The following is a 19,771-nucleotide window of genomic DNA, read 5'->3' as shown; positions in this document are numbered from 1 at the left end:
ATTAGGCTACCTCACACCGATAAAATATGGTGTGGCGGCAGCCTAATCAAGGTGTTTTTATTAGTGTCTCATATAGCTAGGTCAGTCTAGCCGGTCCTTTTTTATAAGAATCTCTAGATTAGAATGGAGTGTAATTACGCCTGCAGTCACGTTCAATTTTATCCCCTGTTAGCAACTTCAATCATTTTTAATCTGCTTGAATCACTTCAGCCAACCTTACTACTTGAAGCTCCGTTTTCACTTCATTGATGGATGAAATCGTTTCTTTTGATCGCTCGGCCATTTCCTCAGGCAGATCTTTCAGACGCTCCCTCGAATCCGCAAGTTCTTTTTCAATTCGATCAAATTCATCTTGATCAATTTTATTTTCGTTTTTTTCCTCTTTCCAAAATTGTAGTTTCTCGATGGCTTTTCCACTCGTATTTTTGACCTTTTGATAAGTAGAGTTTGCATAGTTTGCTGCTAAAATGACTTTGGTAGATGATTCTAGGGCTTCCCTCGCTTCAATCGTTGCGGTTCGAGCATCTTCAATTTGATACACAAGTTCAGTATCCAATTCGCGCTCCATCTCTAAAAGTAATGCTGGATCATTCTCGGTTTGATAGGTCTCATATAATTGATTGACTCGTTCGCGTGTCTTACCCATCTCTTGTTTGATATCCGATAAGTGCCCTAGTCGAAATACAACGGCATCCACTTCATTTAATGTGCTGTTAGCAGTACTTAAATGAGTAGTTACTTTGCTTAACATCGGATGGCTTACCACATTGTTAATTCCTGAAATGACAAACGTCGCTGAATTGATATACTCCAATCCGTCACGGACAGGAATCATATTTTGCTTCAACCAATCGACTTGTTGGACGAGCTCATTTAAATCTTTATCATATTCTTTTAAATCATTAATGATTCGCGGTACTTCTTTTTCGATAGTTGTGACAGATTCTACTTGCATATCGTCGACACGAGATTGCATCTCCGCTTGAGCAAACGATTCTTTCGTGTTGAAGTGGCTGACAAAGTACCCGACTGTACCAGATACAACTACAGACGAAACGATTGTGATTGGGATTAAGTATCTTTGAAAAAATGATGTTCGTCGTGTCGTTCGCTCTCGTTTTGATTCCATTATGGAAGGCTCCTCTACGTTTAAAAATGATTTATTATAAAAAATACCATTTATTGATGATTTTTATCTATATTGTAAATTCGAAACTAATTATCTACAATCCTTTTTAAATTGGATACAAGAAATAAGTCTGTATTAGAATCTTAATCTCTATTTAAAAGTGTCTTAAGAACAAAATAAAAGGTTGATAAGCATTAGCTCATCAACCTTTTATTAGACTTCATTTATTTATGGTAAGGCTCATTCCTGTTGATCCGATACGCCCGATAAATCTGCTCGCACAAGACAAGCTTCATCAATTGATGCGGGAACGTCATCTTCGAGAAGGAGATCGTGTCGTCCGAACGTTTCATGACGTCATCCGATAAGCCGAGCGAGCCGCCGATGACGAACGCGATTTTGCTCTTCCCGTACGTCGCCAAGTTGTCGAGCTCGCGGGCGAACTCTTCGCTCGTTCGTTGTTTGGCATCGATGGCCAAGGCAATCACATGCGTGTCCGGACTGATTTTCGCCAAAATCCGCTCGCCTTCTTTTTGTTTTACTAGAATCATGTCCGCTTCACTCAAATGCTCGGGCGCTTTCTCGTCTGCGACCTCGATTTCCTGCACTTTCGCATAGGCCGACAGGCGTTTTGTGTACTCGGCAATCCCTAGTTTCAAATACTTCTCTTTTAGTTTGCCGACCGTGATAATTGAAATATTCATCCAATTCTTCCTTTTTCCACAGTTTTTTTGGAGTTATCCATAGGGTTATCCACAGAGTTATCCACAAATCCACATGTTGATAATCATTTTTTGCTTGACACAACATATGTTGCGTCGGCATCGCAGAACTCACATGTCACTTGTCCACTTGTGGATAGTTCTTCGAGCAACGGGTATTCCCCCGTCTCATCGACAATGATATCTAAAGCGATTTCAACATGTTCCTTGCATACTTTTTTTTCCACAATGTTTCCTCCTTAAAAAAGAAGCGTCGCCGCTCCTTTAGGTTGCTTCAGTTAATGTGGCCTCGGTCTTGTCTGCCTTGCCGCGTCGTGTATATTCAATCGTGACCTTATCCCCAACCGTGGCGTCTCGGTACAGGGCGTCTCGCAAATCGACGTAACGTTTGATGTCACGGTCGCCGATTTTGACAATGACGTCACCGACGCGGAGGCCCGCCTCTTCGGCTGGACTGCCGGGCGTGATTGCCTCGACGAACACCCCGTCTTCGTTATCAAAACTAATCCCATACTCTTCCCGGACGTTACCCGGTACGGCGATGACTTCTTGAATCGTGACACCAAGCTGGGCCCGCGTCACTTCCCCATCACGCTCGAGCATATCGATAACCGGCAACGCGACGTTGACGGGAATCGAGAAGCCGACCCCTTCGACGCTCGCCTCGGCGATTTTCATCGAGTTGATGCCGACGAGCTCGCCGCGGATGTTGATGAGTGCCCCGCCGGAGTTACCCGGGTTGATGGCTGCATCGGTCTGGATGACCTCGGCGTTATAATCCATGAGGCCGTCACTGTTCGTATCGACCGGCACGGTGCGTTCGACACCACTGACGATACCACGGGTGACCGAGTTTGAAAAGACGCCGAGCGGATTCCCAATCGCCATGACGGTCTCGCCTGCCTGGAGCACGGTCGAGTCCCCGAGGGCAATCGGGGCGACGTCGATATTGGCCGGCAGTTTGACCGATGCGACAGCCAAATCATTGAGCGGGTCTTCTCCGAGAATCGTCGCCGAAGCGACTTGTCCATCAGAAAACGCGACGTTGATCTCATCCGCTTCTTCGATGACATGGAAGTTCGTGACGATATACGCCGTGTCGCCGTCGACCTTATAGATGACACCAGAGCCCGCTCCGGCCTCCCACTGCGAGTCCGAGGTGAACGCCCGCTGGATGTTCGTAATGCTGACGACGGACGTCTTAGCGCCCGTCACAGCGCTCGTGATGTCAGATTCCGTGACAGTGACGGCTTGTTCCGTCCGAATCAGTTCATTCGTCACAAAACGAGAGGTTGGGGAATCCCAGAGCATCATCGCCAAAAAGAACAAAGCCGCTCCTAAGAATCCGCCAACCCCTCCGAGTAACAACGGTTTTAAATTCACTCGTGGCTTATGGCGCACATGTTCTTCTTGCTTCGGGCGCCACTCGCTACGAGATGGGTACGTCGGTTTTACATCGTTCATTGTATCTGCTTCGTGCTCTAAAGGTTCGACGTCTTGAGGTTCATACTCATGGTGTCTCTCTTCATTCACGACGCGTCCCCCCTTCAAGACAGTGTGTTATCTGTCTTTTCCCAAGTTCGCTTATAAAGAAACGAGCGAAGTGGGGGTCGATGGGTCGGTATCGCACAATTTGATGCGACCGAGGTCGACATCACGCGTCCCGAGTGTTTGCGAGACGCTCATTTGAGCGAGCTCTTTCATGTTGTTATCTTTACTGAGGTGAGCCAAATAAATCCGTTTCGTCTGATCCCCGATGACCTCGCTCATCGCGATGGCCGCGTCTTCGTTCGAGACGTGACCGTAGTCCCCGAGTATCCGGCGCTTGACGCTCCACGGGTAACGTCCCATCTGGAGCATCGAGACGTCGTGGTTCGATTCGAAAATAAAGTCATCGGCCCCGCGGATGACACCTTTCATCCGGTCGGACACATAACCCGTGTCGGTGATATGGGCGAGGCGTCTGCCGTCATGGGCGAACTGGTAGAACATCGGGTCGGCCGCGTCATGGCTGACGTTGAACGACTCGATCTCGATATCCCCGAACTGTTTAATCTCGCCTACCTCAAAGTGAAACTTCAAGGCCGGGTCGACCTTCCCAATCAAGGATTCCATCGCGTCCCACGTCTTCGCGTTCGCGTAAATCGGTAAATTGTACTTTCGAGCGAGAATCCCGACACCTTTAATATGGTCGGAGTGCTCATGCGTGACGAGCAGTGCATCGATACCGTCAAACGATCGGCCGATTTCGGTGATGCGTTGTTGCATCGCCTTCCCGGTCAATCCGGCGTCGACGAGCAATTTCGCCCGTTCCGTCTCAATGTAGAGGGCGTTTCCGGTCGAACCGCTCGCAAGCACACTATAGCGTAAAGTCACTCGATCACTCCTTTCATTCTTCTGAATCAAATTCGACCCGTTCGACGGTCCCGTCAATCGCATTGACGAAGTAGGCGTCCTCGTCAATCGTGATCGCCCAGAGCGGCGGCATGATAATCAGGCTGCCGGAACTGTCGAGCGGCAGGCTATAGAAGCCTGTATTGATGGCTCGCATCTCTTGATTCGGCTGGAAGTATTTCCGGGCCGCGAGTTGCGAGATCGCCTCGCTCGCCGTCAAAACGAGATCGTCTTGCGACTTCGAGGACAAGTTCGTCAAATGACGTTGTTTATAGTCGGTCACTTCGAACGCTTCGTTCAGTTGAAGCAATAAAAGCGACGGACCGATGTACTGTTCCGTCTCCCCGTTGATTTCGGGGTTCGAGAAAATTTTATTATTTTCATACATCTGTACGAAAGCGACTTGACGCGTCTCGGCGTCATATCGCCAGTACGCATATTCGGAACCGAACGGGACGTACTCTGAGACGAACGTCGCCGCGGTCGTCCGCAAATCGTTTTGATCGAGTGGGACGGGCTGTTTGAGCTCGACTTCGAGCTGCATGTTGTCGAGTGTCGTCGCCAGTTGGGCTTCCCGATTCTGCGTGATCATCGAGGCCGACATCTGTTCCGACGATCCCGTCAAATAGCCGATGTCCCGACCCATCCGTGGCAACTTCGACGCATCGACGTTGCGCTGGTCCAAGATTTGCGCGATTGACGTATTGTCGTTCGTCACGACCTCCGTCGCCCACGTTTCCGTCAAGAGCTGGAACAACAGGTAGATGTTCAGCGCGAGGAAGGCGAAGAGGAGAATCGTTTTCGCTTTACTCCAGTCCACGATACATCATCCTTTCTGTCCAGTCCTCCGGTTGATCGAATGGAATCCATCTTCCGGCTTCCCGAACGAACCAGTTCGGGGAGAACGTGACGTAACGGCTCGTGTCTTCATTGTATTCAATCTCATAGCCGAGACGAATCTCGGTCACGTTTTCAAATCGTCCTGCGTTGACGAGCGTATCAACCACATCTTGTCCATCCGCGAGCTGCGTCGTCCCGACCGAGATCAAACGATCGATTTCGAGATGGTGCCGGGTGATCGATCGGACTTGCGTCCCGTCGTTCTCGACACGCAGCGTCGACAAATCGACGGCGTCGTTGTTGATGAACGCCTCCCGTTGACTGAACACCGGGAAACCGTTCACGTGAAACCGGAACACGGTCGTCTCAAACCCTTGATTGGCCGGGGTAATCGCATCGAAGCGAAGCGACAACCCTTGGCTCTCCGACGTCTCATCGACCCAACCTCCGTGGAAGTTGACGAACTCGACGATCGTGTCGAGCCCGATGACCGACTCTTGTTCCGTGCTATTGCGCGACAAGTTACGGTAGCGGCTCGCGTTCAGGTTCGCATCGTACTCGGCGACGCTAACCCCGTTCGTGAGGGCGCCAACAGAGCTGGCCGGATCGACTTCCTGCACGTTCGGGTCACCCGGGAAGAACGTATCGCGCATCCAGTCGAGGCGCGCCGAGATTTGAATTTGAGATACGTCATAGGCGAACAGCTCATTCATCTCTGGTCCGACGACCGGGATATAGTTAACGCGTTCATCCGTGTACGTGACACGTCGCATCGCCCGGTCCGAATCTTTCAAGAACAGGCTGTTGACGTCCCCTTGGCCGACTTTCGACAAGCGGCCTTCCCAGAGCGACTGGTCGCTCATGATGGTACGGATGCGCCACGTGTCGTCCTTCATGAAGATGAGGGCGCGCTGCGGCACTTTCCCGGACAGGCTGTATGAGCCCGGGAGCATGTAGCTGAGCGTGTCCGCATAATACGCTTCCGGTAAAATCAGTTCGACGGCCTCGTCGACGCCCGCATACAAACTCGGGACGTTCTTGACGGCGAGTGGTTTGAACTCGCTCGCTTCGAACGATTCCCGGATGACGCGCATGATCTGCTTCGGCGTGTTCTTCGTGGCAAAGACGGCGTTATTCTCATGGACGACCGTTTGGGCCGGCACGATGACTTGACGCGCCTGGCGCTGCAACGACTCATCCACCGTCGCGACTTGCGTCTCCGATTGGACCGACTGATACTTCGGATGGTAATCCCAAAGGATGACCGTTTGGACGATGGACGTGACGATCAAGGTGAGCAAGACGAGCGATTTCACTAGTTCTGGCTTCGCCAAGAAGCGTGGTCGTTCCATCAGTCATTCACCTCCACGATCGTATCGAACGGGATGGTGAAGTAAATCGTCGTCCCACGTCCGAACTCACTCTCGGCCCAGATGTCGCCGCCATGGGCGGAAACGACTTCTTTGGCGATTGATAGACCGAGTCCGGTCCCACCGATATTGCGGGCCCGGGCCTTATCGACCCGATAGAACCGTTCAAAGATTTTTTTCAAGTTCGATTTCGGGATACCGACTCCTTCATCTTTAATGCCGATGACGAGCCGTTTGGCACGGAGCATCGTCCGGAACGTGATCGTCCCACCTTCCGGCGAGAACTTGACGGCGTTCGTGATGATGTTATCGATGACCTGCGTCATCTTGTCTTGATCGGCATGGACGTATACGCGACGCTTCATGAGCTTACGGCGGAACTGAATCGTCTCACCTTTCGTCATCTCATGTCGCTCGATGATATCGTTGAAGAACTGGATAAAATCGAACTTCACTTTTTGCATCGTATACTCTTTGCTGTCCATCTTCGACAGTTGCAACAAGTCGTTGACGAGGCGGATCATCCGCTCCGTCTCGTTTTGTGTCGTCTCGAGGAAGCGCGGGGCGAGCTCGTCGTCCTTATATGCGCCTTCCGCGAGCACTTCGAGGTAACTCCGCATCGTCGTGAGCGGCGTCCGCAGCTCGTGGCTGACGTTCGCGACGAACTCACGGCGGTCTTGCTCGACTTGTTCTTGCTCGGTCACGTCGTGCAAGACGACGATCAGACCGGTGATCGGTCCGCTATGCTTTTGAATCGGCGAGAAGTAGGCGCGGACGAGGAACAGCTCTTCGTCCGTACTGAGGTCGATCAGTTTCGGCGGCATCGTCCCGTCTTCCGGGATGACGATCTCATCGTCAAACTCGAGCAGGTTCTGTAGGTTCGCACCCATCGCCTCTTCTTCGGCGAGCCCAATCATGTCACGGGCCTGGTCGTTCATCAAGATGACCCGAAGCGAGCGGTCCGTCGCGACGACCCCATCTGACATGTTCTCGAGGACGCTCGTCAAGCGGCGTCGCTCGGCCTCGGTCGTGGCATTCGCTTCCATCAGCTCATCGGTTAATTCGTTGAACGAATAGGCGAGTTGACCGACCTCGTCGTCGGAATAGACTTTAACTTTCCGCGAGAAGTTTCCTTTTCGCATCTCGACGGCTTGACGACGCATATCCGCAATCGGTCGCGTAATCGTCCGTGACAGCAAAATCCCAAGAATCGACGTGATGATGAGGGCGATGAGCGTCCCGGTCGCGAGGATCCGGGTCACTTGTTCCATCTGATTGTAGATGGATTGCATCGACGCCTCGATATAAATCATACCGGTCGTCGTCCCATCGACTTCTGATTTGACCGGAACGGCGACGACGCGCATGCGTTCGTTCGAGTCTTCATAGACGAGCGTCTCTTGCGCCCCGCTCGTCGCGAATGATTTTTGAATGAACGAGTTCGCCGTCCGTTGTCCGACGAGACTCTGGTTGTTCGGGTTCGACGTCGCCCGGACGACACTGTTCGTGTCGATAATCTGGACTTCGCGAATGTCGTCAGCTAGCGTCGTGCTCTCCGTAAACTCAGACAGCAGTTGATCCAGTACCTGGTTCAACTGCTGGTCCGAGGTCGAGTCACCACCGTTCGATGCGATTCCTTCACTGACGTTATAGCTCAGAAGGTTGGCTCGATCGACGAGCGACTGCGAGAAGTTGTTGATGTATTGTCGTTCGAGGGAGCGTACGAAGTACACTCCGATGACTTGCATCGCAACAAGAATGAGCAGCGCATAGATGACGACGAGCTTCCACTGGATAGATTTAAAGAAGTTCGTCCGTTTCATCGTTTAGTCTTCTTCTCCTGCTTTTAAATAGTACCCGACACCACGGCGCGTGATGATATACGTCGGCGTCGATGGATTGTCTTCGACTTTTTCGCGCAAACGTCGGACCGTCACATCGACCGTACGGACATCGCCGAAGTAGTCATAGCCCCACACCGTCTGGAGCAAATGCTCCCGCGTCATGACTTGCCCGATGTTTTGGGCGAGGTAATGGATGAGCTCGAACTCACGGTGTGTCAATTCGATTTTCTCTTCCCGTTTCGTGACCATGTACGAATCCGGATGAATCGTCAAATCACCGATCACGATATCGTTGTCGTTGGCACCTTTCGTCTCTGGGGCCGGAGCCGTTGCGTGACGGCGCATGTTCGCCTTGACGCGGGCCAAAAGCTCGCGTGAGCTGAACGGCTTTGTGACGTAATCGTCGGCACCGAGCTCAAGTCCGAGCACTTTATCGATCTCAGAGTCTTTCGCCGTCAACATGATGATTGGCATGTCGTACTTCTTACGGACTTCACGGCACACTTCCATGCCGTCTTTGAGCGGCAGCATGATGTCGAGCAAAATCAAATCCGGTTTGACTTCTTCGACTTTCACGAGCGCCTCTTCCCCGTCATATGCGACGTGGACTTGGTATCCTTCTTTTTCAAGCTTAAACTTCAATATATCTGCAATTGGTTGTTCGTCATCTACCACTAAAATCGTACGATCCATTCAGTGAGTCCTCCTCTTATCGTTAAACGTACATGTCTACATTGTAACTCTTTTTCTATAGGTTAGAAAGCGTGGTCCATTTCCGTGGAAATGAAAAGAGAGCCACGAGGGCTCTCTGTCTTATGCTTCGTAAATGTCACGCAAGATGACCGTCTGCTCACGTGCCGGTCCGACCGAGAACGTCAACAATTCGATACCCGTCAACGCTTCGATGCGCTTGACGTAGTTCTGTGCGTTCACCGGCAAGTCTTCGAACTTGCGGATGCCTGTGATGTCTTCTGTCCAGCCTGGGAGCTCTTCGAACACCGGCTTGCACTGTTCGAGCACGCGGAAGTTCGGTGGGTACTCGTCGAGGAGCTTGCCTTCGAACTCATATGCCGTACAAATCTTGAGTGTCTCAAGACCTGTCAACACGTCAATCGAGTTGAGGCAAAGGTCTGTGATGCCGCTGACGCGGCGCGAGTGGCGGACGACAACCGAGTCGAACCAACCGACGCGACGCGGACGTCCTGTCGTCGTACCGTACTCTTTTCCGACTTCACGGATCGTGTGACCGATCTCATCGTCAAGTTGGGTCGGGAACGGGCCGTCTCCGACGCGTGACGTGTACGCCTTACAGACGCCGACGACGTGATGGATCTTCGATGGACCGATACCGGCACCGCTCGATACGCCGCCTGAAGCCGCGTTCGATGATGTGACGAACGGGTACGTCCCGTGGTCGATGTCTAGCAACACACCTTGCGCGCCTTCGAAGAGCACTTTCTGTTCTTCGTCGAGCGCGTTGTTCAACACGACCGATGTATCACACACGTACTTGGCGAACTGTTGGCCGTACGCATAGTATTCTTCAAAGATATCATCGAATTCGATCGCATCGACTTCGTACATCTTCACGAACATGCGGTTTTTAATCGCGAGGACCGTCTTGAGCTTCTCGGCGAACACTTCTTTGTCGAGCAGGTCGGCGATGCGAATCCCGATGCGCGCCGCTTTGTCCATGTAGCAAGGACCGATCCCTTTGAGTGTCGTCCCGACTTTGGCGTCGCCTTTCGCGTCCTCTTCGAGCTTGTCTTGCAACTGGTGATACGGCAAAATGACGTGGGCCCGGTTCGAGATGCGGAGGTTATCCGTGCTCACACCGCGCTCATGCAAATACGCGAGCTCCGTGACGAGCGATTTCGGATTGACGACCATCCCGTTCCCGATGACACATGTTTTGTCCGAGTAGAAGATCCCCGATGGAATCAAGTGAAGTTTATACTTCGTATCGTTGAAGACGATTGTATGACCAGCGTTGTCTCCCCCTTGATAACGCGCGACGACCTCGGCCTGCTTCGATAAGAAGTCCGTGATTTTCCCTTTACCTTCATCGCCCCACTGCGTTCCCACTACGACTACTGATGACATAATGAATCCTCCTTGTAGATAAACGTTCTATTCAAACCATCCGTAAGTGTACACTTGCTCTTGTTGAAAGTCAACCTAATACCGAACGATATTTTTAAGTTGTAACCTTTCGTTCGTTATTGACGTGTCATTTCTCGTTCAATGATGGAATTCTTCAAAATCAAGATACGTTTAGGTCTAAAGACCGACCAAAAAGGCGACGTCATGAGACGTCGCCTGGCAGAATCATTCGTCCTACATCGGTGGCGCAAAGGCTTGCGTCTCCATGTTGACGAACTTGTTATATTCTTTTCGGAACGAGAGTTTGACCGTCCCCGTCGGACCGTTACGCTGCTTGGCGATGATGATCTCGATCGTGTTGGCGTCTTCACTCTCTTTGTCGTAATAGTCATCCCGGTACAAGAACGCGACGATATCGGCATCTTGCTCAATCGCCCCGGATTCCCGGATATCCGACATCATCGGCCGCTTGTCTTGACGGCTCTCAACACCACGTGAGAGCTGTGACAAGGCGATGACCGGCACTTGAAGCTCACGCGCGATTGCTTTGAGCGTACGCGAGATTTCCGAGACTTCTTGTTGCCGGTTCTCGCCCGGCTTGCCGTTCCCGACGATGAGCTGCAAGTAGTCAATCATGATCATGCCGAGGCCGTGCTCTTGTTTCAAGCGGCGGCACTTCGCCCGAATCTCGTTGACGCGAAGACCCGGCGTATCATCGATATAGATACCGGCTTGTGACAGTGACGACATGGCGAGCGAGAGTCGCCCCCAGTCCTCGGCCTCGAGCCGTCCCGTCCGTAGACGCTGGGCATCGATATTGCCTTCCGCACAGAGCATCCGCATGACGAGCTGCTCGGCACCCATCTCCAAACTGAAGATGGCGACGTTCTCGCCGGTACGGACGGCCACGTTTTGCGAGATGTTCAAGGCGAAGGCCGTCTTCCCGACGGAAGGACGGGCCGCGACGATGATGAGGTCGTTGCGTTGGAAACCGGCCGTCATCTTGTCGAGATCGCTGAACCCGGTCGCGATACCGGTGATTTCGCCGCTCGATTGGTGCAGTTTTTCAATCGTCGAGTAGGCGTCCGATAAGACCGAGCCGATCGGATGGAAGCTTGACTGCCCTTTACGTTGCGAGACTTTTAAAATGTTCCGCTCGGCGTCTGACAGGACAGCATCGACCTCATCTTGGCGTTCATAGCCGTCCGAGACGATATTCGTCGCAGTCCGAATCAAGCGGCGTAACGCCGCCTTTTGGTCGACGACGTTCAAATAATAACCGATGTTGCCGATGGCCGGAACCGCTTCGGCGATTTCCGCCAAATAGTTCAATCCACCGATTTCATCGAGAATGCCTTGGGCTTGAAGCTCCGAACTGAGCGTGACCAAATCGACGAGTTCGCCGCGGTCGTTAATCTTCAGCATCGCCTCAAAAATCCGTTGATGGCTGACACGATAAAAGTCGTCCGGGTCGACCCGTTCCGAGGCCGTAATCAGCCGGTCAGAATCGAGGATGACGGCCCCAAGGACAGCTTGTTCCGCTTCGACGCTATGTGGCGGGGTGTTGACTTGAATCGCATCACTCATACGTTGTCTACCTCACCTTCACGCTTCTTGAACATGAACGTTTAACGAAGCCGTGACGTCATGATGCAACTTCACCGGCACTTTCGTGAACCCGAGCGCTTTGATTGGGTGTTCAAGCTCGATTTTACGCTTGTCGATCTTGTAGCCCATTCCTTTCAACGCCTCACCGATTTGTTTGCTCGTGACCGATCCGAAGACGCGACCGCCTTCACCTGACTTCGTCTTGACGACGATCGTCTCTTTTTCAAGCTTGTCCTTCAACTGTTGGGCTTGCTTCAATTCTTCTTCGGCCGCTTCTTCAGCGCGTCGCTCTTTCGCGGCGAACGCCTTCAAGTTACCCGGTGTCGCTTCGACCGCCAAGTTCTTTTTAAAGAGTACGTTCTTTGCGTAAGCGTCCGCGACGTCTTTCACGTCACCAGCTTTACCTTGACCTTTAACATCTACTTTTAAAATGACTTTCATTCAGAATCCTCTCCCTCTGTTTCGTCTGTCATATAATGATCAATCGCTTCTTGTAATAACGTCTTCGCCTGTTCCCGGCTCACGTTCAATTGCGTCGCCGCGTTCGTCAAATGGCCGCCCCCGTCCAGCATCTCCATGATGACTTGGACGTTGACGTCGCCGAGCGAACGAGCACTGATGCCGGTCCGGCCGTCTGGCAAGATGGCGATGACGAACGACGCTTTAACGCCCTCCATATTGAGGAGTTGGTCAGCGGATTGGGCAATCAACACTTGATGATGCACTTCATCATCCGAAGCGACGGCGATCGCCATACCATCGGAATAAATATCCGTGTTTTCGAGTATATGGGACTGTTCGATATACGATTCAAGGTCTTGACGCATGAAGTGTTGGACGAGCACGGTGTCTGCCCCTTGAATCCGAAGGAAGGAAGCGGCGTCGAACGTCCGCGACCCCGTCCGCAGGGTAAATCCTTTCGTGTCGACCACCATACCTGCGAGGAGCGACGTCGCCTCTAAAATCGATAGCTTGCGCGTCCCGGCCTGATACTCGATCAACTCCGTCACGAGTTCGCACGTCGATGACGCGTACGGCTCCATATAGACGAGGACCGGATCCTCGATGAACTCCTCGCCGCGGCGATGGTGATCGATAACGACGACTCGTTCCGCCCGGTCCAAAATGTCCCGTGAGATGACGAGCGACGGTCGGTGCGTATCGACGACGACGAGGAGCGTCTGTTCGTCGATAAGCGGTTGAGCCTCGAACTCTGTCAAAAAACGGCTATATAAGTCTTCGTCGTTTTCGACTTCATGGACGAGACGTTGGATGCCGACACTCGTCTCGCCGGCCGGGATGACGACGTACGCCTCGCGTCCAACGAATTCAGCCAGTTTCATGATGCCGATCGAGGCGCCGAGCGAGTCCATATCCGGGTTTTTGTGGCCCATGATGAGGACACGGCTCGACTCGCGAATCAAATCGCGCATCGAGTTCGAGATGACGCGGGCTCGAACCCGAGTCCGTTTCTCGGTCGGGTTCGTCTTGCCGCCGAAAAAGCGGACTTTCCCGTTATGACGCTTGACGACGACCTGGTCACCGCCACGTCCGAGCCCTAAATCGAGACTCGATTGCGACAAGTTGCCGAGTTCCGTCAACGTCGTCTCTCCACAACCAATCCCGATGGAGAGTGTGAGCGGAATCTTATGCTCTTTCGTCGCCTCGCGGACCTCATCGAGAATCGAGAAGCGGTTGTTCTCGAGTTCAGAGAGCGTCCGTTCGTTCATGACGAGAAAGAAGCGGTCGGCTGCCGTCCGACGCATATAGATGTGGTATTTTTGAGCCCATTGGTTCAAGAGGACGGTCACACGTCGATTGATTTCACTCCGGACCTGTTCATCCACAGCGGTCGACATCTCGTCATAGTTGTCTAAGTATAAGACGCCGATTACCGTCTGTGTTTCCGAGTATTTTTGTTCAATCTCTGCCTCGTCCGTCATATCGAACAAGTAAAGTGTCTGATACTCCCTATTGTAGAGGACCCGATAAACGCGGTCTCCGACTTCGATGGTCGCCTCGTCCTCTTCTTCCTCAATCAATTCGGTGAACGCCGAGTGAATCGAGTCAATCGAGATTCCGAGTTCCATCTCGAGCTCAAAGATGAGTCGAGACTGTTCATTGAACCAGCTGATGCGACGAGCTTCGTCAAAGACGAGAATCCCGATCGGCATGCCGGTGAGCGCTTCTTTCCCAACATCTTCAATCCGATGCGACAAGGAATGAACGTATTGTTCCCATGCCTTGCGCTCTCGTCGAATCGTCACTTGCTGATAGATGAAAAAAATCAGCGTGCCCACGAACAGGGTGATTGCCGCCACAATGCTGTAGAACGCCAATCCTAACGCGACCAACATTCCAATCACATATGGAACGGCGTGACGCGCGTACTGGTTCTTCACTGATGTTATTGCTTCACCACTGTGCATGTGTGCCTCCTAAAATGAGTGGTGTTCCACCCATGATGTCTAAATGGTTTCTGCTCTATCATACCATATCCGCCCGTTTCACTTACACTCCTACATCGGCTCAGAAAACAAAAAACGACCTATCCCGAGGGATAAGCCGTGTGTCAAAAATTACTCTGCAACGTATGGAAGCAAAGCCATTTGACGTGAGCGCTTGATAGCGACAGTAAGTGGACGTTGGTATTTCGCTGAAGTACCAGTCACACGACGTGGAAGAATTTTACCACGCTCCGAAACGAAGCGTTTGAGCAATTCTACGTCTTTATAATCGATATGGGTGATGTTGTTCGACGTAAAGAAACATACTTTACGACGACGACGACCTCCTGGACGACGTGCCATGTGAAGACCTCCTTTTTAGTTTAGTTTTCGAATCGACGCGATCAAAATGGCAGATCGTCATCCGATAAGTCGATTTTTCCGCCACCCGAGAACGGGTCAGCTTCAAAACCTTTGTTTGAGTTCGAGGACTGAGATGAAGTCGAAGAAGCGGCTGCGCCCCATCCTGACCCACTTGACTCACCACCACCGAAGACATCTCCAGCCGGTGCTGTATCACGTTGCCCTGAGGCACCGCGTGGTTCAAGGAAGCGTACGCTATCGGCTACGACTTCTGCCCGGTAACGACGTTGGCCATCTTGACCTTCGTAACTACTGATTTGAAGGCGACCGTCTACGCCGGCCATGCTGCCTTTTTTCAAATATTGTGCCACGTTCTCTGCTTGTTTGCGCCAAACGACACAATCAATAAAGTCCGCCTCGCGCTTCCCATCTTGTCCAGTGAATGGACGATCGCAAGCGAGAGTAAAGCGAGTTACGGCAATCCCGCTCTGCGTGTAACGCATTTCTGGATCGCGTGTCAATCGACCAACTAACACAACTCGGTTAATCATCTCAAAGCTCCCCTTTCGCAATATGAAGCGTTAAGAATTAACGCTCGTCTTTAGTTGTCATTTGACGGACAACGTCATCAGAGATCTTCATGAGACGCTCTGTTTCTTGAATCGCTTTAGGCTCAGCAGTGATGTTGAGAAGAACGTAGTGTCCTTCGCGCATCTTGTTGATTTCGTAAGCGAGACGACGTTTACCCATGTCTGTTGTTTTATCAACAGTACCACCGTTTTCAGTGATGACGTTGTTGAAGCGTTCGATTAAAGCTTTCTTAGCTTCCTCATCAACTGATGGACGGATAATGTAAAGAAGTTCGTATTTACGCATTATCTTTCACCTCCTCTTGGACTAACGGCTCCTACCGGTTGTAGGAGCAAGGAGCAAACAAATGTTTTACTCACGTCATAATATACTATCAAACTTCTGTTCGTTTTACAATACGTTTCCGTAAAATGGCTTAAACGTTGAAACGGAACGTGACGACGTCGCCATCTTGGAAGACATATTCTTTTCCTTCTGAGCGGAGTTTCCCTTGTTCTTTGACCGTCGTCATATTGCCGGCAGCTGACAAGTCTTCATACGAGACGACTTCTGCCCGGATGAATCCACGCTCGAAGTCCGAGTGGATGACGCCCGCACATTGTGGGGCTTTCATGCCTTGCTTGAACGTCCAGGCGCGTACTTCTTTCTCACCGGCCGTGAAGTAAGTCGCGAGACCGAGCGTCGAGTAAGCGGCACGAATCAATTGATCGAGACCTGATTCTTCGATGCCGAGGTCTTGCAAGAACTCAAGGCGCTCTTCTGGTTCGAGCTCTGAGATTTCTTCTTCGATGCGGGCACAGATGACGATTACTTTCGCCTCTTCTGTCGCCGCGTGTTCACGAACTGCTTGGACGTATGGGTTTTGATCGGCATCCGCCACTTCGTCTTCACTGACGTTTGCGACGTAAAGCATCGGCTTCATCGTGAGCAATTGGAAGTGTTTGACGATCGCAAGCTGGTCTTCTGTCAACTCGGCAACGCGAGCCGGGCGCTCCGATTCGAGGACGGCTTGAACGATTTCGAGTGCCTCGAGTTCTTGAGGTGCACCCTTATCTTTCGACTTGACCATTTTTTGAACGCGCGTGATGCGTTTCTCGACCAACTCAAGGTCGGCCAAAATCAATTCGAGGTTGATGGTCGTGATGTCATCAATCGGCGAGACTTTTCCTGCCACGTGCGTGATGTTGTCGTCTTCAAAGCAACGGACGACTTGGCAAATCGCGTCGACTTCACGGATGTTGGCGAGGAATTTGTTTCCGAGCCCTTCTCCTTTTGACGCACCTTTCACGATTCCGGCGATATCTGTAAACTCAAATGCGGTCGGTACGGTCTTCTTCGGTTTGACGAGTTCCGTCAACCGATCGAGACGTGCGTCCGGCACTTCGACGACCCCTACGTTCGGGTCGATTGTCGCGAACGGATAGTTTGCTGCTTCTACACCGGCTTGCGTGATGGCGTTAAATAATGTCGATTTCCCGACGTTCGGTAATCCGACGATTCCTGCTGTTAATCCCACTTGTATGTCCTCCTCATCCGGCTTTCCCGGGAAATGTTGATCCGTCTGTGGAGTGGGTACGTTCAGTACACCACACCGTCACATCCTTCACAATTATAGTTAGTCCTCGATTAAACCGCAACTCACGGTTGCAACATAGAGAAGAACGCCACTTATTCAGCGGCGTTCTCTTGTTTAAGCACTTTTTTCAATCGCTTATCAAAGTCGCGACGCGGCATGAGCACGCTCGCCCCGCATCCTTGACACTTGATGCGAATATCCATTCCGACCCGAGTCACCTGCCAGCGATTCGTCTGACACGCATGCGGTTTCTTCATTTCTACAAAATCGTTCAACTCATACGATTTAGCCTGCATTTTCCGGCGCTCCTTTAGTCGTTGTGGTTGGCGGCATCATGACGGTACGCGGATACGGGATTTCGATTCCGCGCTCATCTAGCCCGGCCTTCAACTCTTTATGCAAAATCCGACCGGCCGCGAAGTGTTGTGTCGGTGGAACTTCGGCCATGAGACGATAGACGACTTCCGACGGTCCGAGCGACTGCACACCAGCGAGCGTAATTGGTTCGATGAACAAGTCGTGATACTTCTCCTCGACCGTCTTCGCAATCTCTTTCAACGCCTTCTCCACTTTATCCGTGTCTTCTTCATACGCGACACCGATATCGACGACTGCGACACTGTTTTCGAGTGAATAATTCGTCACTTGCATGATTTGTCCGTTCGGGATGATCGTCACTTGTCCGTTCAACCCTTTCAACTTCGTCGTCCGAATTCCGACTTCGATGACGGTACCGTCGACTTGTTGATTTAAATTGACGTAATCCCCGTTCTTATACTGGTTCTCGAAGATGATGAACGCACCTGTGATGACGTCCTTCACCAAGTTTTGCGCGCCAAACGAGATGGCCAGACCGGCGACCCCGGCCGATGCGATTAAACCGGCGATATTGACGCCGAACTGCCCGAGCACCGTCAAAATCATGATCAGGCCGAGCACATAGCGAATCGTGTTTTGGGCCAATTTCGATAGCGTCTCGTTTTGCCGTTGCGTCACAATATCGTGCTCTTTAATTTTACGCAGTGCGAACACGCGTTGGACCATCGACGTCAAAATGCGTGACGCCACATAAAGTGCCAAGATGATGAGTGCGACACCAGTCAATTTGATACCGAGACCGATCCACATCTCCGTGTCTTGAAAATAGGCGACGAACCGATTGACACTATCCATCGTTTCGTCGGCTACCGTGCTTAAGTTTGTATCTGTATTTTGTGAAGCCATGTTGTCACCTCTAGCGTTATAGATTCTAACCCATCAAACCATAATTAACGACTTTTCTCAAACCCTACATCCGGACGTTATAAGTTTCGGTGTTCCGGGAATGGGATAATACGGTTTCATTCCGCAATTGCAACTAGACGCAGGCAGCTTAGAAGAGAGGATGAGATTCATGCCGTTTCGCCTAAAACCTCATAAACCATACTCTTTCTTCATCGAACATACCGAACGGAGTGGATCCAAGCTCTTTGCCGATCAACTGCATGATCAGTTGGCAAAGGAGACGCATCGTCCAATCGTCCTCGTTTGTATCGGCTCCGACCGTTCCACCGGTGACTCGCTCGGACCGCTCGTCGGCACGTTCCTTGAGGAGCGCTTTGTCCGCAATATCCATGTGTACGGCACGTTGACAAAACCGGTCCATGCGCTGAACCTTGTCGAGACGCTCCATGAGATTCAGACACGGTTCCATCGCCCCCTCATCATCGCCATCGACGCTTGCCTCGGTCGCTTGTCGAGTGTCGGTTATATCTTCTTCTCAGAAGGACCGCTCGCCCCCGGTGCCGGTGTTCAAAAAGAACTCCCTTCGGTCGGCGAATACAACATTAAAGCCGTCGTCAACGTAAGTGGCTTCATGGAAATGATGATTTTGCAAAACACGCGCCTCCACCTCGTCTATGAGCTGGCCCGTTTCATCACCGACGGGTTCGTCGAGTTCGACTCACGCATCGGGCGGCTTCATCAAGAAGAGGCGGCCATCACCCGACTTCGTCAGTCTCGTGACGAATCGAAATCTTGAGGCGATAACAACGTCAATAGATGTTCCAAATCGTCTTGCGAGAAATACTTCAGCTCGAGGACGCCCCCTTTTCGACGCGGGCGAATCGATACATCCATTTGAAGACGTTCCGCTAGCACCGCCTCGACGGCTTCCACGTCGGCGTCCGAGCGTTTGAGCGTCTTTTTTTCAATGCGCTCCTTTTGTAAATAGCGCTCGAGTCGGCGGACCGTCCATTGCTCGGCGATGACGCGACGGGCAATCTGTTCCATCGCCTGAACCGATTTCATGCCGGTGATGGCCCGGGCGTGGCCCATCGTCAACTCACCGACCATGACCGCATGCTGGACCGCGCTCGGTAACCGAAGCAGTCTCAAGCTGTTCGTCACATGGCTCCGACTCTTGCCGACGCGTTCGGCCAGTTGTTGCTGGGTCAATCCGAGCGTTTGCATCAACTGTTCGTAGGCGAGCGCCTCTTCGATCGCGTTCAAGTCGGCACGTTGAATATTCTCAATCAAGGCGAGTTCCATGACGCGGTCCGAGTCGGCCGTGACAATCAACGCCGGGATATCCGTCTTGCCGGCCAATTGAGCAGCCTGAAACCGGCGCTCGCCGGCGATGATTTCATAAAACCCACTCGCTTTACGGACGACGATTGGTTGCAACACCCCATAACGTTCAATCGATTGCCTGAGCTCGTCTAGCTTTTCTGGTTCGAACTGCTTACGGGGCTGGTTCGGGTTGGGACGAATGTGTTTAATCGGTAACCGTTCCATCATGATTCC

21 protein-coding genes are annotated in these 19,771 nt (G+C 51.8%); 1 reads left to right on the top strand and 20 read right to left on the bottom strand.

What is annotated here, in order from left to right:
• Positions 1-187 precede the first annotated feature (187 nt).
• The 19 genes from KNP82_RS14300 to KNP82_RS14210 form a co-directional block, all read right to left on the bottom strand.
• Positions 188-1,129 carry a hypothetical protein gene (locus KNP82_RS14300; RefSeq protein WP_214828489.1) on the bottom strand — a complete coding sequence of 314 codons (942 nt, stop codon included), beginning with the start codon at positions 1,127-1,129 and terminating at the stop codon, positions 188-190.
• A gap of 224 nt (positions 1,130-1,353) precedes the next feature.
• Entirely contained in the window at positions 1,354-1,833 is a 480-nt protein-coding gene (rlmH, locus tag KNP82_RS14295) for a 23S rRNA (pseudouridine(1915)-N(3))-methyltransferase RlmH (protein WP_058765186.1), read from the bottom strand.
• An 83-nt stretch (positions 1,834-1,916) separates the two neighbouring features.
• Entirely contained in the window at positions 1,917-2,078 is a 162-nt protein-coding gene (locus KNP82_RS14290; RefSeq protein ID WP_021067873.1) for a CxxH/CxxC protein, read from the bottom strand.
• Between the two features lie 37 nt (positions 2,079-2,115).
• Entirely contained in the window at positions 2,116-3,384 is a 1,269-nt protein-coding gene (locus KNP82_RS14285; protein ID WP_029596434.1) for a S1C family serine protease, read from the bottom strand.
• A gap of 51 nt (positions 3,385-3,435) precedes the next feature.
• The gene (locus tag KNP82_RS14280; protein WP_021067871.1) at positions 3,436-4,227 is read right to left on the bottom strand and encodes an MBL fold metallo-hydrolase; all 792 of its coding nucleotides are present in this window, start codon (positions 4,225-4,227) and stop codon (positions 3,436-3,438) included.
• A 13-nt stretch (positions 4,228-4,240) separates the two neighbouring features.
• Positions 4,241-5,065: a two-component system regulatory protein YycI gene (locus KNP82_RS14275; protein WP_214828486.1), complete on the bottom strand. Its 825-nt coding sequence runs from the start codon at positions 5,063-5,065 to the stop codon at positions 4,241-4,243.
• Positions 5,052-6,437: a two-component system activity regulator YycH gene (gene yycH, locus KNP82_RS14270; protein ID WP_029596436.1), complete on the bottom strand. Its 1,386-nt coding sequence runs from the start codon at positions 6,435-6,437 to the stop codon at positions 5,052-5,054. Before yycH ends, KNP82_RS14275 begins: the two co-directional genes overlap by 14 nt.
• Positions 6,437-8,278 carry a cell wall metabolism sensor histidine kinase WalK gene (walK, locus tag KNP82_RS14265; RefSeq protein WP_021067868.1) on the bottom strand — a complete coding sequence of 614 codons (1,842 nt, stop codon included), beginning with the start codon at positions 8,276-8,278 and terminating at the stop codon, positions 6,437-6,439. The genes yycH and walK overlap by 1 nt, the downstream gene beginning before the upstream one ends.
• 3 nt (positions 8,279-8,281) lie before the next feature.
• A complete protein-coding gene (gene yycF / locus KNP82_RS14260) occupies positions 8,282-8,992 on the bottom strand; it encodes a response regulator YycF (protein ID WP_021067867.1) in 711 nt (236 codons plus the stop codon).
• 120 nt (positions 8,993-9,112) lie between these two features.
• Positions 9,113-10,402, bottom strand: coding sequence for an adenylosuccinate synthase (locus tag KNP82_RS14255; RefSeq protein ID WP_021067866.1), 1,290 nt, complete (start codon positions 10,400-10,402; stop codon positions 9,113-9,115).
• 234 nt (positions 10,403-10,636) lie between these two features.
• Positions 10,637-11,989 carry a replicative DNA helicase gene (gene dnaB, locus KNP82_RS14250; RefSeq protein WP_021067865.1) on the bottom strand — a complete coding sequence of 451 codons (1,353 nt, stop codon included), beginning with the start codon at positions 11,987-11,989 and terminating at the stop codon, positions 10,637-10,639.
• Positions 11,990-12,007: 18 nt separating this feature from the next.
• Complete coding sequence (gene rplI / locus KNP82_RS14245; protein ID WP_021067864.1) at positions 12,008-12,451, bottom strand: 50S ribosomal protein L9; 444 nt, start codon at positions 12,449-12,451, stop codon at positions 12,008-12,010.
• The gene (locus tag KNP82_RS14240; RefSeq protein ID WP_214828483.1) at positions 12,448-14,439 is read right to left on the bottom strand and encodes a DHH family phosphoesterase; all 1,992 of its coding nucleotides are present in this window, start codon (positions 14,437-14,439) and stop codon (positions 12,448-12,450) included. The genes rplI and KNP82_RS14240 overlap by 4 nt, the downstream gene beginning before the upstream one ends.
• Positions 14,440-14,589: 150 nt before the next feature.
• Positions 14,590-14,820, bottom strand: coding sequence for a 30S ribosomal protein S18 (gene rpsR / locus KNP82_RS14235; RefSeq protein ID WP_015880232.1), 231 nt, complete (start codon positions 14,818-14,820; stop codon positions 14,590-14,592).
• A gap of 41 nt (positions 14,821-14,861) precedes the next feature.
• Entirely contained in the window at positions 14,862-15,371 is a 510-nt protein-coding gene (gene ssb / locus KNP82_RS14230; RefSeq protein ID WP_021067862.1) for a single-stranded DNA-binding protein, read from the bottom strand.
• Between the two features lie 37 nt (positions 15,372-15,408).
• Entirely contained in the window at positions 15,409-15,696 is a 288-nt protein-coding gene (gene rpsF, locus KNP82_RS14225; RefSeq protein ID WP_021067861.1) for a 30S ribosomal protein S6, read from the bottom strand.
• Between the two features lie 130 nt (positions 15,697-15,826).
• The gene (gene ychF, locus KNP82_RS14220) at positions 15,827-16,927 is read right to left on the bottom strand and encodes a redox-regulated ATPase YchF (RefSeq protein WP_029596437.1); all 1,101 of its coding nucleotides are present in this window, start codon (positions 16,925-16,927) and stop codon (positions 15,827-15,829) included.
• A 152-nt stretch (positions 16,928-17,079) separates the two neighbouring features.
• On the bottom strand, positions 17,080-17,283 hold the full coding sequence (locus KNP82_RS14215) for a DUF951 domain-containing protein (RefSeq protein WP_016509068.1): 204 nt from the start codon (positions 17,281-17,283) through the stop codon (positions 17,080-17,082).
• Positions 17,273-18,211, bottom strand: a complete 939-nt coding sequence (locus KNP82_RS14210; RefSeq protein ID WP_214828480.1) for a mechanosensitive ion channel family protein — start codon at positions 18,209-18,211, stop codon at positions 17,273-17,275. Before KNP82_RS14210 ends, KNP82_RS14215 begins: the two co-directional genes overlap by 11 nt.
• A gap of 169 nt (positions 18,212-18,380) precedes the next feature.
• Between KNP82_RS14210 and yyaC the strand changes: the two genes are divergently transcribed.
• Positions 18,381-19,007: a spore protease YyaC gene (gene yyaC, locus KNP82_RS14205; protein WP_021067858.1), complete on the top strand. Its 627-nt coding sequence runs from the start codon at positions 18,381-18,383 to the stop codon at positions 19,005-19,007.
• On the opposite strand, the gene KNP82_RS14200 is transcribed toward yyaC, so the two are convergent.
• Positions 18,980-19,762, bottom strand: a complete 783-nt coding sequence (locus KNP82_RS14200; protein WP_029596439.1) for a ParB/RepB/Spo0J family partition protein — start codon at positions 19,760-19,762, stop codon at positions 18,980-18,982. The genes yyaC and KNP82_RS14200 overlap by 28 nt on opposite strands.
• Positions 19,763-19,771: the final 9 nt, after the last annotated feature.

The sequence above is a fragment of the Exiguobacterium sp. s26 genome, from assembly GCF_018618235.1.
In the GTDB taxonomy this organism is placed as follows: Bacteria; Bacillota; Bacilli; order Exiguobacteriales; family Exiguobacteriaceae; genus Exiguobacterium; species Exiguobacterium chiriqhucha.
The sequence above is the reverse complement of the archived record's forward strand: the minus strand, read 5'-3'. Positions and strand labels throughout refer to the sequence as shown.

Excerpts from the sequence above, each read along its gene's own strand:
- KNP82_RS14300 (WP_214828489.1), bottom strand. The coding sequence starts at position 1,129 with ATGGAATCAAAACGAGAGCGAACGACACGACGAACATCATTTTTTCAA.
- rlmH (WP_058765186.1), bottom strand. The coding sequence starts at position 1,833 with ATGAATATTTCAATTATCACGGTCGGCAAACTAAAAGAGAAGTATTTG.
- yycH (WP_029596436.1), bottom strand. The coding sequence starts at position 6,437 with ATGGAACGACCACGCTTCTTGGCGAAGCCAGAACTAGTGAAATCGCTC.
- walK (WP_021067868.1), bottom strand. The coding sequence starts at position 8,278 with ATGAAACGGACGAACTTCTTTAAATCTATCCAGTGGAAGCTCGTCGTC.
- yycF (WP_021067867.1), bottom strand. The coding sequence starts at position 8,992 with ATGGATCGTACGATTTTAGTGGTAGATGACGAACAACCAATTGCAGAT.
- KNP82_RS14255 (WP_021067866.1), bottom strand. The coding sequence starts at position 10,402 with ATGTCATCAGTAGTCGTAGTGGGAACGCAGTGGGGCGATGAAGGTAAA.
- dnaB (WP_021067865.1), bottom strand. The coding sequence starts at position 11,989 with ATGAGTGATGCGATTCAAGTCAACACCCCGCCACATAGCGTCGAAGCG.
- rplI (WP_021067864.1), bottom strand. The coding sequence starts at position 12,451 with ATGAAAGTCATTTTAAAAGTAGATGTTAAAGGTCAAGGTAAAGCTGGT.
- KNP82_RS14240 (WP_214828483.1), bottom strand. The coding sequence starts at position 14,439 with ATGCACAGTGGTGAAGCAATAACATCAGTGAAGAACCAGTACGCGCGT.
- rpsR (WP_015880232.1), bottom strand. The coding sequence starts at position 14,820 with ATGGCACGTCGTCCAGGAGGTCGTCGTCGTCGTAAAGTATGTTTCTTT.
- ssb (WP_021067862.1), bottom strand. The coding sequence starts at position 15,371 with ATGATTAACCGAGTTGTGTTAGTTGGTCGATTGACACGCGATCCAGAA.
- rpsF (WP_021067861.1), bottom strand. The coding sequence starts at position 15,696 with ATGCGTAAATACGAACTTCTTTACATTATCCGTCCATCAGTTGATGAG.
- KNP82_RS14215 (WP_016509068.1), bottom strand. The coding sequence starts at position 17,283 with ATGCAGGCTAAATCGTATGAGTTGAACGATTTTGTAGAAATGAAGAAA.
- KNP82_RS14210 (WP_214828480.1), bottom strand. The coding sequence starts at position 18,211 with ATGGCTTCACAAAATACAGATACAAACTTAAGCACGGTAGCCGACGAA.
- yyaC (WP_021067858.1), top strand. The coding sequence starts at position 18,381 with ATGCCGTTTCGCCTAAAACCTCATAAACCATACTCTTTCTTCATCGAA.
- KNP82_RS14200 (WP_029596439.1), bottom strand. The coding sequence starts at position 19,762 with ATGGAACGGTTACCGATTAAACACATTCGTCCCAACCCGAACCAGCCC.